The following is a 12,879-nucleotide window of genomic DNA, read 5'->3' as shown; positions in this document are numbered from 1 at the left end:
GGACCGGTGTTCCGGCAGGGGCACGAACGGAGTCGCGGCGTCGGCCTCAGGGGCCGGTGTCGGCGGCTTGGCCAGGGCTGTGCAGTGGAAGTTGGGCGGTGACCCGTGTCTGGCCGTGTTCGGTGCGGGAGGTGAACTCCCCTTCGAGTGTGGTGATCCGATCGGCCAGGTCGGCGAGGTCGGGCATTCCGCCTGCCACCGTCACGTGCGTGATCAGTCGCCCGTCGCAGGTGTCGATGCGGACGGTTGTTGCCCTGCTTTCGCTCATCCGGGCCACCATCAGGTACACCGTGGATTCCAGGACATCAGGGAAGCGCACGCGGGGGAGGGCCTCGATGCGCAGGTCTCGGGTGTGGCCCAGTGCTTCGACGGCGACGGCGAGGCCGGCTTCCTTCAGCAGGACGGGGTGGAGTCCCCGCGCCAGCCGTCTGAGCTCGGCGATGGCCTGGTCGAGCTCCTGCTCGGCCCAGTCCAGCCGGTCTGGCACGGCCGTCGATCGGAGGCGGAGCAGCCGCAGTCCCAGGGCCAGGCCCACAAGGCGCTGCTGGGCGCCGTCGTGCAGGTCGCGCTCCAGACGGCGTCTCTCCTCGTCGCCCGCGGTGACGATGCGGGTGCCGGAGGCGCGCAGGCCGGCGAGTTGGGCGAGGCATTCGGCGTGGAGGCGCCCGTGTTCCAGGGCCATGTGGGTGCCGGACATGAGCTCGTTCATCGCACTCGGGTCAATGGGCAGGCCTTGACGGTGAATCAGAGTGGCGATGTGGGTGTCGCCGCGGTGGAGCGGGGTGGCGGCTCTGCCGTTGGGCGGGGGCAGGGCGACCGGGTTGGCCGCTGCGTCGACGTGATCGTTGCCGTCTCCGACTGGATAGGCGATCTGCAGGTCGGGGTCTGCGAGGCGTTCGGCTATCGCGTCGCGCAGTCTGCTCGGCGTGGCCGCGTCACCGGGGTTGATCACCATGCGGGTCAGCTCGCCGTGCCTGAGCCGGGCGCGGACCGTCTCCGCGGTCAGCGCGGCCGCCAGCAGGATCAGTGCCCCGGCCTGGGTCTGCCACAGTTGGCCGTCGAGACCGTCGGTGCCGAGGAAGCCGCGGTCGAGGCTGTGGAGGTAGGAGATGGCCACGGCCGTGAAGTAGCCGAGGGCGCACAGCGTCGTCGGGCCGGTGGACCGCTGTGCGGCGCCACCGGAGGTGAGGAGGCGGCAGACGAGGAAGATGATGAGTGCCCAGAGCCAGGCCGTACCCGCCTGCACGCCCCAGGATGCGATGCTCTGTGCGCGAGTCGGGGCGTCGGCCACTGCCCACCAGTTGCGTGGGCACTGTGAGCAGCCTTGGGCTTGAGGACGGAAGTACGTGGCCGCGCCAACGCCCTGTACGCCCACGGTGATCGCGTAGCCTGCCGCGGCGAGCGTGCGTGCGGGCCATGACCCGAGGCGGCCGCCGGGGTAGGCCAGGACCGCATGCGCCACCGCTGCCGGGCATGCCGCGTTGAGGGCGAGACCGACGGAGAACACGAGTGACGAAGTCGTGCCCGGGTTGTCCCACTCCGACAGAAACCAGGCGTAGGACGCGACGAACAGCAGCAGTCCTGTCCGTCGGTCGGAAGGTCGCCTCCTCAGAGCCAGAGCGCACATCAGCAGCGCCCAGCCGGCACCCAGCAGGGCGGTCAGGCCGTGCGGTGTCGTGAGAGCCGTGGAGAAGCCCCGCTCCGTCCGCGCAATGTCCACGGTGACCAGGCTGAGAGCGGCTCCCAGCCCGAACAGCAGCAGGCGTATCGGCATCAGGCATGCCTCCGGCAGGCGAGTCGCTTCGTTGCGCTGTGGGGACGATGGTCCCGGGACGGGCCTTGTTCTGACAGAGGGCTGTCCCTGATTCTGGCGGTGGCGTTCGGCAGGGACAGCCCCGATGTCCCGCTCTGGGGGCGTCCCTAGCGTCAGGGGCATCGATGGGAGGTGCCCCGTGAAACGGCGGAAACAAGGAACGTGGTTGGCTGCGGCGGCAGTTGGGGGAGCGTTGCTGATCTCGGCGGGGTGTTCGGCCCCGTCGACGGACCGGGCGGGGGGACACGCCGGTGCCGAGGCCACTGTGCTCACCCTCGCCAACCCCGGCGGAGCCGTCAGGGCGCCGCAGTTGGTGGCCTGGGCCGAGCGGGTCGAGCAGTTGTCCAAGAAGACGATCAGGATCAAGTTCCGGGACGAGTGGCGCGAAGGAGAGGCCCGGCCGGAAGTCGCGACCCTCGGCGACATCCGCGAAGGCAAGGCCGACATGGCCTGGGTGGGGGCCCGCTCGTTCGACCGGGTCGGCATCACGGACTTCCAGGCATTGCTGGCACCCATGCTGGTGGACAGCTACGAGCTGGAGGCGAGGGTGTTCGAGGCCGGCATTCCGGCGAAGATGCTCCGCGGAGTGCGAAAGGCCGGTGTGGTCGGCATCGGTGTCCTGCCCGGGCCTTTGGCGCGTCTGGTGGGTACTCGCACGGTCCTGGTGAATCCGGACGCCCTCAAGGGCCAGGAGATCGTCAGTCAGGATTCGGCCCTGATGGACGCAAGCCTGCGGGCCCTGGGCGCGACGGCCGTCACGGCACCCGCGAGCACCGACCTCACGTCCTATGGCGGCGTTCAGATGCAACTCGGCGCGGTCCTCGGCAGGCATCATGACCGCGATGCCAGGTACGTGACCGGCAACGTCGCCCTGTGGCCGCGCGCCCTCGTGGTCGTCATGGGCAAGGCCGCCCACGACAAGCTCTCCCCGCAGCAGAGGGCCGTCCTCGCGAAGGCGATCGAGCAGACCCTCACACAGGGCGTCGATGCCTCCCGCAACGAGGACCGGGAGGCTGCGCCCACCCTGTGCAGGCTCGGGATGAAGTTCCCCGCGGCCTCCACTGCCGATCTCAAAGCCATGGAGGCGGCCCTGAAGCCGGTCTATGCCGGACTGCGCAAGGACACGCGCACGGCGGACTGGCTCGAGCAGATCCAGTACCTCAAGGAGACCACCGGCGTAGGCCCTGACACCGCCTCATGCGCGGGCAAGTCCACCACGGCCAGTCCGCTCGAAGGGACGTGGACGCGCACGATGGCCGACTCGGACTGGCGGCACTGGCCGGGGGACGAGACCTGGACCGAACGTCCCCCGAACGGTACGTGGACCCTGAGCTTCGACCACGGCATCCTCACCAAGACCGACCCGCACGGCGAGACCGAGCGGTGGCCCTACCAGGCGTTCCGCGACCGCATCCATCTCGACGGACTGTTCACCTTCAACGCCACCTTCCGCCTCACCGGCGACCGACTCACCTTCGACAACTTCGACTTCGGCGACTGCGCGGACTGCGGAGGCTATGCCGTGACCTTCGGCGGTACCAAGCAGCCCTGGGCCAGGACGACGGTGACCCGTTGAACAGGCCCCACGGCGGCGCGACGGCGCATCGGGGGCAGCCCTGATGCGCCGCCGTCCTCCACACGGTCACCCTGGGACGATGGCCCCGACCCTTCTGATCGTGGACGATCACGCAGGCTTCCGGGCCTTCGCCAGGGCACTGTTGGAGGCGGAGGGCTTCGACGTGGTCGGGGAGGCCACGGACGGCGCGTCGGCCCTTTGTGCGGCCGAGCGGCTGAACCCCCAGATCGTGCTGCTGGACATCGTGCTGCCGGACATCGACGGGTTCGCCGTCTGCGCGCGCCTGACCGAGGGCGGGCGGGATCGGCCCGCCGTCATCCTCACGTCCAGCCGCGACGCCACCGTGTACGCGGGGCGGCTCGAGCGCAGCGCGGCCCGCGGCTTCCTCCCCAAGGACAAGCTGTCGCGCATCGCGCTGCTGGCGCTGGCGGGGTGAACGGGCCATGCCGGATGCGATGTTGTCCCTGGCCGATGCCGCGGTGGGTGCGGTGCTTCTCGCAGCGGGCGCGGTGACCTGGGCGGGCAGGCGAGGCAGCCGCGTCGGTCCGCTCATGGCGATCGCCGGGGTGTGCTGGCTCTTGGGCAGCGCATTTCCCGGCCTGGTCCTCCTCCACCGGGGTCCGCTGGTCCAGCTGCATCTGTCCTATCCGATAGGGCGGCTGCACCGGCGGCCGGCCATGGGCGTGGTCCTCGCCACCTATGGGGCGGCTCTCTACGAGGTCTCTGTCTCCGCGCCCTGGCTGACCGTGGGACTGTCAGCTCTCGTGGTCGCGGCAGCCCTCGACGTCTTCGCCCGGACGTCGGGCCCCGCCCGAAGGGCGGGCCGTTCGGCGCTGGCCGCGGCGCTGGTCTTTGCCGCCGTGCTGGCCCTGGGCAGCACCAACGTGCTGCTGGAGTGGGGCGCGGACCGCGCGGTCCTGCTGGTCTACGACACGGCCATCTGCCTGGTGGTCATCTGGCTGACCTTGGATCTGCTGTGCGGCCGCTGGAGCGAGGCCACCCTCGCCGAACTGGTCACACAACTCGGCCGCCGTACGGACGTCGCAGGGCTCCAAGGCCAACTGGCAAGGGCGTTGGGCGATCCCGGCCTGAGCCTGGGCTACTGGGTGCCCGGCCGGCAGGCGTACTGCGACGAAACCGGTCGACCGCTCGACATCGCCCAGCATTCCACTGGGCGGGTGACGACGGTTGTCGAGGACGGCGGTGAGCCCGTCGCGGTACTCATCCACGAGCCCGCGGTGCTGTCGGACCAGCAGCTGCTGCACGGCGCCATCTCGGCGCTGCGCCTGACCGTCGCCAACGCGCGCATGAGAGCGGAAGTCCACGCCCGCATGGCCGAGCTCGCCACAGCGCGCCGCCGCATCGTGGAGGCGGCGGACGCCCAGCGGCGCGCGCTGGAAGCGGAACTGGCCACAGGAGCGCAAACCCATCTGGCTCAGGCACTGCGCCACCTCCGCGCCCTCGAAGCGGAGACGGACGAGGAAGGGCGCGCCGTGCTTTCGCAGGTACTGGCCGAGGTGGCCGCCGCCCAGCGCGAACTGGCCCAGTTCGCCCAAGGCGTCAGGCCGCCCAGCCTCACCGCCGGCGGGCTCGGCGCCGCACTGCCACTGCTCGCCGACCGGGCTGGAGTGGCGGTCTCGGTGTCGGTCGACGTCGGCCGACTGCCACCTCCGATTGAAGCGGCCACGTACTTCGTGTGCGCCGAGGCGCTGACGAACGTCGCCAAGCACGCGGCCGCCACAAGGGCGAGCATCGAGGTTGTCGCTGACGCGGGCACCGTCGTGGTGCGCGTGAGCGACGACGGCCGAGGCGGCGCCGACAGCAACGGCTCGGGGCTGCGAGGGATCGCCGACCGGGTCGAGGCCCTGGGCGGCAGCGTCACTGTCGGCGACGGGGCCGCGGGCGGGACACTGCTCACAGCCAGCATCCCGGCCGAGACAGCAGAATCGAATGAAGATCACGAACGGGGGACATCCGATGAAAGTCGTGATCGCCGACGACTCGATGCTGATCCGCGACGGCCTGGCACGACTGCTCTCGGAGGCCGGCTGCGAGGTGGTGGGGACCGCCGACAACACCGCCACCCTGATGCGCGAACTTGACTCCGCGGCGCCCGACGCCGTGATCGTGGACATCAAGATGCCGCCGACGTACACGGATGAGGGCCTGGTCGCCGCCCGCACGCTGCGATCCCTGGATCCCGGCATGGGCGTCCTCGTCCTGTCGCAGTACCTCGAGGCGCACTACGCCATGCGTCTGATCAGCGAGGCGCCCGAGCATCTGGGGTATCTCCTCAAGGAGCGCGTATCGGACATCGCCCTCCTCGTCGACGCGTTGCGCCGTGTCGTCGAGGGCGAGTGCGTCATCGATCCCACGATCGTGACCACCCTGATGCGGCGGCCGCGCCGGCCCGATGTTCTCTCGGGCCTCACAGCCAGGGAACTCCAAGTCCTGGCACTCATGGCCGAAGGGCGTTCCAACGTGGCCATCTCCGGAACGCTGTCCATGAGTCCCAAGACGCTGGAAGCCCATGTCCGGCAGATCCTGCAGAAACTGAACTTGCATCAGTCGCCGGACGACCACCGACGTGTGCTGGCCGTCCTGAAGTACCTTCAGGCCGCACGCTGAGCCCCCTCCCGCCACCGTGCGAGCAACGCACCGGCGAGGACACCGGGCCATCGCGGAGCCGGCGCGGCCGCAGGCGGTCGCCACGGGCCTGCGGATGGCCGTCACCTCGCTGCGGACGAGCGCGGACCTGGAGCGCTGCGGGGTGTCGGCACGCGGAACCAGTTGCCGACGTCCTGCCCTTCCCACCGGGTGCCGGTCATGACGCCCGCGGCTGTGCTCGATCAGGATTCGCCGGACCGCTCCGCGCGGAGCATGGAGAAGATCACCTGGTCGTGCCACTGGCCGCCACGCCACTGCGCGGAGCGCAGCACGCCCTCCCTGACGAAGCCCGCCTTCTCCAACGCGCGCTGCTCGGCTAGGTTGGCGCAGTCCGTCCAGGCTTGGAGTCGTTCGGCTCTGGTGTGGTCGAAGAGGTACTCGGCCAGCAGTCGCTGGGCCCGGGTGCCTATGCCGCGGCCGTGCGCGGACGGCACCAGGCCGATCGCCAGGGTCCAGCAGGTGGAGGTGGCGGGCCGCCCCCAAGTGCTGGCGAACCACTCGACCCGGCCCACCGTCAGGCCGCCCTCCGCGACCGAGAGCACGCCGCTGTCAGGGCCGAGCAGGCCGGTCTCGGCGAACTGTCGGCGCAGGCCGGCCGGTGAACCGAAGCCGAACCACTGGTACGGGCCGGTCCCCTCCGGCCCATTGAACTCGCGCTCGAACAGGTCGAGATCGTCGGCGGTTACCGGGCGCAGCGTGATCTCATCGGGCATGGAAGGGCTCCTGATCTTCTCAACCCCAGGGCTCGACCTCATACGGCCGACGTGGGCAAGGGCGTCCGACTCTTCCACACATCACGTCAGGAAGATCGTGTTGCTCAGCCCCGATCGCACACCGCACCCGGCGGCCGGAGCCGAGCGACTCTCCCGGAAACAGTCGGTCATGGACCAGCGGTCGTATCGACCTCGACGACGCGCAACGTGCCCTTGGTCAGGATCAGTACCGTGCCCGGGCCGTGGGGGCACAGTGCGTTGATCCTGCGGCTGACGAACTTGCTGGAGCAGGGCGCCTCCAGGTCTGGATCGACCAGGCCCAGCAGTCCGTGGCGTGCGGCAAGGACGAACCCGGAGTCCACCTGGACGGGGTGACCGACGAACGGTCGCACTGTGCCGAATGCGCGCAGCGGCCTGCCCGAGTGTGCATCGATGGCCAGGGTCCCACCGCGCACGTCGGGCAGCCAGAGCATCGATCCGGTCCAGCCGACCGCCTGCGACGCAAGATCCTCGTCAGATCGGTAGAAGTCTGCGACGACTCCTGTGGAGAGCGAGATCTCGACAACCGTACGTGGCCCGGAACGGGCGAGGACCCGATCGGCATCCAGCGGTGTGAGGACCGGTTCCGCATCGCCAGAGGCCAGCGGCTCGGGCAGTAACCACCGCGACCTGGTCCGTCCGTCACGCGGGTCGATCAAGCGGATCTCGCTGCCGTGCGGCTCACCGACCAACACACCGGCGCCCGCCACGGCCGGAACCACGAGCTCGGCACTCCTGGCACTCTGCCAGAGCAACGTCCCGGTCCGCAGGTCGAAGGCCGTGAGCGGGGTGTAGCCGCGCCAACCACCGACCATCACTGTGTCCGCTGTCGCAATGAGATGCCCGGTGAACTCAGCAAGCAGTGCAGTCCACAGCAGTTCCCCGGTGCGCACGTCCAGGCAGAACAGCCGAGGGACACTCTGCGGGATCACCAAACAGCGTTCGCCGGCGATCACGATCCCCCGGGGCCACGTGCCGACTGGAACATCCCAGCGCTGCGTGCCGTCGCGGGGATCGAGACCCACCAGGCGAGTCCAGCGTTCGTGGACGACGATGCGCTCACCAGTCGCTGCCAGTCCGGCCGCACAACCGGCCTGGTGAAGATTTCGCTCCCACACCGTCCGCCCCAACATGTGCTCAGTTCAGCACCTGCGCACCAGCGCGGCAACCGACGCCGGCGCCCACGGGCGTGGGCAGCGTCTGCAGGCGTTCACGCAGACCGGCAACAATCCACACGGGCCAGACGTCCGGCGCGTACCGACCGCTCGTCTGCCGCCATCAGAGCGGCCACCAGGGTCTCCGAGACATCCTTTCAGCTCGCCCGGCAGCCCGCGTCGCAGCAGATTCCGTACTACGTTCCCGCGCGGATGCTTGTCCGGAATTTGTCCGTGCAGCCGTCGCGGTTCAGGTCTGTCGTGGCGGTGGAAGCGCCGAAGTTGCCCAAGTCGTCGAACGCTTCAGCCGTGCCCGGCACACCCGCCGTGTTCTGCGTACTGGTCGTGCGCCGGGACGGGGACAGACCGGACTTCGCTCCGTAGCGCAGGACCACGGTGCCGGCCGACGGCTTGCCGGCTGGGTCGGATCATCGGCCTGTGGGCTGCATGGTCAGTTCGAGGGTGTCGGCGCTGGCTCCTCCTCCGCAGCTCGGTGAGCCGGCGACGAAGTAGGCGCGGCCGTGCAGTTCAACAGCGCCGAACCCGTGGCGACTGCCCGGCAGTGTCGTGACGGCACACCAGCGGTCGGTGCGGGGGTCGTAGGCCGTGACGTCGTCGAAGGTGTCGGTGGTGCTGCCAGGCCTGCACTCGCCGCCCGCGTACACGATGCGTCCGTTCAGGACGACGGCAGCTCCGGCGGAGCGGGCGACGGGCAGGGGTGCAGCCTGTGTCCATCGCCGGCGGTGAATGTCGTACACGTCGTGGCGGGTGAGGTTGTCGCCCACGTCCTCCACGCGGCCGCCGACGACGTGGACGCGGTCACCGAGCACGGCAATACCGGCATGATCCCGGCTGTCGGCCGGCAAGGGCTGGGCTGCGGTGTAGGTGTTGTGCCGGGGGTCGAAGACGTGGTGGGTGCGCACGGTCCCGAACCCCAGGGAGATGGGCGAGCCTTCCGGGGTGACGACGCGATGGGAGTCCCGTCCTCCGAGCAGATGCAGTCGCCCGCAGACGGCCGCCACTCCCATCGATCCGAGCGCCAGCGGCATGTCCGGCAGGCGGCCCCAGCGGTCCAGCTGCGGGTCGTAGACGTAGGCGTCCGGCTGCGGGTTCATGTGCACCGCGCCGGTGAACCCGCCGAACACGTACAGCCGTCCGCCGTGCGCGGCCACTGCGACATGCGTGAGTGGCCTGGGCAAAGGGGCGTGGCTCGACCACTGGTCCCGTCGAGGGTCGTAACTGTGTACCGCTGTCGACGCCCACACCGGGGCCTCGCCACCTCGCTGCACGGTGCCGCCCACGACGTACACGCGCCCCCCGAGCGCGGCCACCGCGACCTCGGCCCGCTTGACCGGGAGAGAAGCCCGCGCGCGCCACACCCCCCGGGGCGTGGACCGTGCCGCCTGTGCCCGTGTCCGCGCGGCAACCGGCCACGCCATCGCGGATGCACCCGCCACCGCAACTCCGCCGGATACCAGGGCTTTGACGACACTGCGCCGCCGCCTGTCGAACTCCATGACCACATCCTTCGTACGTGAGGGCCCCGAGTGCGGCGCCCGCCGTGTGACGCCGCGCTCGGCTGCCGGCCGAGGACTCAGCGACGTCGCCGCGCGCGGTACATGGGGATCCGCCGTCCAGCACTCGTGCCTGAACAGTCGGCGTGCGGCTCTTCGATTCCACCGCCCGGCCCTGCCGCCTGTCCAAGACCTCTTCAGCAGCCCTGATACCCGACGGGTATCGTGCGGGAATGGACCTGCGCCTGCTGCGCTACTTCGTCGCCGTCGCGGAGGAACTGCATTTCGGCCGTGCCGCAGCACGCCTGCACATGCGTCAGCCGCCGCTCAGCCGCGCCATCCAGAACCTCGAAGCGGACCTCGGGACACGGCTGTTCGACCGGACCCCTGCCGGCGTGACGCTGACCCCTGCTGGGGCCGTTCTGGTCGACGAGGCCCGCTCACTGCTGGAGGCCGCCGAGCGCATCCGCGCGCGCATCGCCGCGCTCTCGGGGCCGGTCACCATGACCGTGGGCATGCTGGGCGACGGCATCGCCCCCGGCAGCCACCGCCTCGTGGAGGCCTTCCGCCGCCACCACCCGCACGTGGAAATCCAGGTACGCGAGTCGGACCTCACCGACCCCACGTGCGGGCTCGCCGCGGGCCGCGTCGACGTCGCCCTCACCCGCGGCCCGTTCGACGAAAGGGGACTGCACGTCACACGACTGCGCTGCGATCCCGTTGCCGCCCTGCTGCGCGCCGACGACGCACTGGCCGCTCGCCCCCACCTCACGCTTGCGGACCTGGACGATCGGAGCTGGTTCCGCTTTCCCGACACCACCGACACCCATTGGCGCTCCTACTGGAGCGGAGGAAGGCAACGCTCAGGACCGGTCGTGCGGGCCGTGACCGAGTGCAGGCAGGCCGTGCTGTGGAACGGCACGGTCGGCATGACGCCGATGGATCACGAACCGGACGAAGGGCTCGCCATGGTTCCCCTGCTCGACATGCCGCACAGCCCGGTGGTCGTGGCCCATGCGAAAGGCGGCGTCAGCCTCGTCGTCCGATCCTTCGTGGGCATCGTCGTCGCCGCCTTCCGCCAGTGATGCGGCTCTGCACGCGAGGCGTCAACACGCATGTGTCGGCCAGGCGTTGACGACTCCGCTCGCCCCGGCGGCCGGGCTCCGGGCCCAGACCGGATGCTTCTTCGTGGAGTTCGCGACCTCGGCGGCAGCTGACAGCGAGTCCGGCTCCGCGTGCGCCGTCCCGTGACCGAACCAACGGCCGCGTCGCCACGTAGGACTCCGTCTTGGTGGTGCCGTTGAGGTGCGCCGGGCGCGGCGAATGCGTCGCAGGTGGGGGCCCGCTTGGATCTACCGAGGTGACGATCACTCTGCTGGGCTGGGGTTCTTGCGCTGGTTGGCGTTGAAGCGCGCCTTCTTCTGGCGGTTTCCGCAGGTGTTCATGTCGCACCATTTGCGGGTGCGGCTCTGGCTGGTGTCGAAGAAGGCGGCTCGGCAGGTCGGTGATGCGCACAAGGCCAGTTTTCCGTCCCGCTCGCCTGCGATGATGCTGATCGCGTCGGCGGCGATCACGCTGAGGGCATCTTCCACGCAGGAAGCCGAGCCGAGTCGCCATTGCCGCTTGCCCTGGGGCGTCAGGATCGCGGCCGCCCGCCCCTGAGCGCTGCAGTCGTTGAGGACGTGGACAGCAGATGCAGGGAGAGCGTCCTGGACCGCGGCCGCCGTCGCGGCGGCGTGGATCGACTCCCTCAGTTCCCGGGCGAGGTCGAGCTGGGCGGCGGTGCAGGAGTCCACGGCGAGGCCGTTCACCGTCAGCCAGTCCATGAGTCGCTGTGGCGTGGGGATGCGCTCCACAGCGTTGCCGTGACGCTCCGACAGGGTCCCGGTGAAGCTGGTGGCCAGCACGTTGCCGAGGCGGAATTCGGGGAACGCAGCACGCATGGAACCACCTTAGCCGGTTGCGGCGTGGCTCGGGGCGCTGCTAGAACCGTCTTAGACGGTTCTCCGATGGCCTGGAGGTCTCATGCCCCGTCCGACCGACGACGTGCAAGCATTTGAAGCCCACGCAACTGACGCTGACCTCGACGATCTGCGCGCGCGACTGGCCGCGGCGCGACTGCCGGAGGCCGAGACGGTCCATCGCGCCGCGCCCGGCCCTCGCCGATGGGAACAGGGCGTCCCGCTCGCCGACCTCGCCGATGTCGTGAACTACTGGCGCACCGGATACGACTGGCGGTCGTTCGAAAAACGCCTGAACCAAATCGGCCAGTTCCGCACGACCATCGATGATCTGGGAATCCACTTCCTGCACCGCCGATCCGCGCGCAGATGCCACACCTCTGATCTTGACGCACGGCTGGCCGGGCAGCATCGCTGAGTTCATCGATGTGGTGGACGAGCTCGCAGACCCGAAGGACGCGGACGCGCCGGCGTTCCACGTCGTGGTTCCGTCGCTGCCGGGCTTTGGCTACAGCGACAAGCCGGCCACCACGGGATGGGGGACCGAGAAGATCGCGGCCGCGTGGGTGGAACTGATGGGACGGCTCGGCTACAGCACGTTCCTGGCCCACGGCGGCGACTGGGGCGGCAATATCACCACGGTTCTCGCCGGCCGGTTCCCGGAGCACGTTCTCGGCATCCACACCTTGTTCGCGGAGGCCCCGCCCGGGTTGTCGACGGACGGGCTGACAGCGGCCGAGCGCAAGTGGACCGAGGACACCCGCGACTTCTGGCGCCACCGCGCGGCGTACGCGAAGCAGCAGGCGACCCGACCGCAGACCATCGGCTACTCGCTCGTCGACTCACCGGTCGGGCTTCTTGCCTGGATCCTCGACAAGTTCGCCGACTGGTCGGACACCGAGGACAGCCCGTTCGAGACGATCTCCAGAGACAGGATTCTCGACGACGTCACCCTGTACTGGCTGACGCGGACCGGCGCATCGGCGGCCCGCATCTACTACGAAAGCCACAACTCGCTGGACCCTGAACTTCGCGTCGACGTCCCGTCAGCAATCAGCATGTATCCCCGCGACATCGAGAAGTGCCCGCGCCCCTGGGCACAGGAGCGGTACCGGCAGATCGTCCGATGGAGGTCGCCCGAACGCGGGGGACATTTCCCGTCGCTGGAGGTCCCCGAGTTTTTCGCCAAGGACCTGCAAGAGGGCTTCGCGGCCGTGCTGGCCGCCCATCGGTGAACGGGACTGGGCGCCGGCACTCCATCATCGCCAAGCCGATGCCGAGGTTGAGCCCGGCTGGGTGGGCATGGTGCGGGGATTCGAGGGATGGCTACGGCAGCGCCGCCATTCGGGACCATGTAGGCGTCTCGAAGTTGCAGTCCCTGTGGAGGGCAAGGGCCTCGCAGCTCGCCGGCGGAAGGCTCCTCCGCTTGGAGCTAGCTGGCC

The 12,879-nt window shown here is 69.7% G+C and carries 10 protein-coding genes and 2 pseudogenes; 7 read left to right on the top strand and 5 right to left on the bottom strand.

Translation table 11 applies throughout. The annotated features are described in order from the left end of the window. Positions 1 to 46 precede the first annotated feature (46 nt). Positions 47 to 1,774, bottom strand: coding sequence for a sensor histidine kinase (locus tag ABEB03_RS27750; protein ID WP_345655197.1), 1,728 nt, complete (start codon positions 1,772 to 1,774; stop codon positions 47 to 49). Positions 1,775 to 1,979: 205 nt separating this feature from the next. Here ABEB03_RS27750 and ABEB03_RS27745 point away from each other — a divergent pair, with 205 nt between their 5' ends. From ABEB03_RS27745 to ABEB03_RS45430, 5 genes and pseudogenes are all read left to right on the top strand, one after another. After that, entirely contained in the window at positions 1,980 to 3,389 is a 1,410-nt protein-coding gene (locus ABEB03_RS27745; RefSeq protein WP_345655195.1) for a TRAP transporter substrate-binding protein, read from the top strand. Between the two features lie 79 nt (positions 3,390 to 3,468). Then, positions 3,469 to 3,825, top strand: coding sequence for a response regulator (locus ABEB03_RS27740; protein ID WP_345655193.1), 357 nt, complete (start codon positions 3,469 to 3,471; stop codon positions 3,823 to 3,825). Between the two features lie 7 nt (positions 3,826 to 3,832). Further along, entirely contained in the window at positions 3,833 to 5,491 is a 1,659-nt protein-coding gene (locus tag ABEB03_RS27735) for a sensor histidine kinase (protein WP_345655191.1), read from the top strand. Beyond that, positions 5,376 to 6,017, top strand: coding sequence for a response regulator transcription factor (locus ABEB03_RS27730; RefSeq protein ID WP_345655189.1), 642 nt, complete (start codon positions 5,376 to 5,378; stop codon positions 6,015 to 6,017). The genes ABEB03_RS27735 and ABEB03_RS27730 overlap by 116 nt, the downstream gene beginning before the upstream one ends. Positions 6,018 to 6,057: 40 nt before the next feature. Further along, positions 6,058 to 6,171: pseudogene (locus ABEB03_RS45430) on the top strand (phosphate signaling complex protein PhoU); the annotation flags it as partial. Between the two features lie 67 nt (positions 6,172 to 6,238). Here ABEB03_RS45430 and ABEB03_RS27725 read toward each other — a convergent pair. The 3 genes from ABEB03_RS27725 to ABEB03_RS27715 form a co-directional block, all read right to left on the bottom strand. After that, positions 6,239 to 6,769: a GNAT family N-acetyltransferase gene (locus ABEB03_RS27725; protein ID WP_345655187.1), complete on the bottom strand. Its 531-nt coding sequence runs from the start codon at positions 6,767 to 6,769 to the stop codon at positions 6,239 to 6,241. 167 nt (positions 6,770 to 6,936) lie between these two features. Next, positions 6,937 to 7,941: a PQQ-binding-like beta-propeller repeat protein gene (locus tag ABEB03_RS27720; RefSeq protein WP_345655185.1), complete on the bottom strand. Its 1,005-nt coding sequence runs from the start codon at positions 7,939 to 7,941 to the stop codon at positions 6,937 to 6,939. A gap of 449 nt (positions 7,942 to 8,390) precedes the next feature. Beyond that, on the bottom strand, positions 8,391 to 9,401 hold the full coding sequence (locus ABEB03_RS27715; protein ID WP_345655367.1) for a Kelch repeat-containing protein: 1,011 nt from the start codon (positions 9,399 to 9,401) through the stop codon (positions 8,391 to 8,393). A 308-nt stretch (positions 9,402 to 9,709) separates the two neighbouring features. Here ABEB03_RS27715 and ABEB03_RS27710 point away from each other — a divergent pair, with 308 nt between their 5' ends. After that, complete coding sequence (locus ABEB03_RS27710) at positions 9,710 to 10,561, top strand: LysR family transcriptional regulator (protein ID WP_345655183.1); 852 nt, start codon at positions 9,710 to 9,712, stop codon at positions 10,559 to 10,561. 282 nt (positions 10,562 to 10,843) lie between these two features. On the opposite strand, the gene ABEB03_RS27705 is transcribed toward ABEB03_RS27710, so the two are convergent. Then, the gene (locus ABEB03_RS27705) at positions 10,844 to 11,419 is read right to left on the bottom strand and encodes a CGNR zinc finger domain-containing protein (protein ID WP_345655180.1); all 576 of its coding nucleotides are present in this window, start codon (positions 11,417 to 11,419) and stop codon (positions 10,844 to 10,846) included. 82 nt (positions 11,420 to 11,501) lie between these two features. On the opposite strand from ABEB03_RS27705, the pseudogene ABEB03_RS27695 reads away from it, so the two are divergent. Further along, positions 11,502 to 12,672: pseudogene (locus ABEB03_RS27695) on the top strand (epoxide hydrolase family protein). Positions 12,673 to 12,879 lie beyond the last annotated feature (207 nt).

The organism is Streptomyces siamensis, assembly GCF_039543605.1.
GTDB lineage: Bacteria > Actinomycetota > Actinomycetes > Streptomycetales > Streptomycetaceae > Streptomyces > Streptomyces siamensis.
The sequence above is the reverse complement of the archived record's forward strand: the minus strand, read 5'-3'. Positions and strand labels throughout refer to the sequence as shown.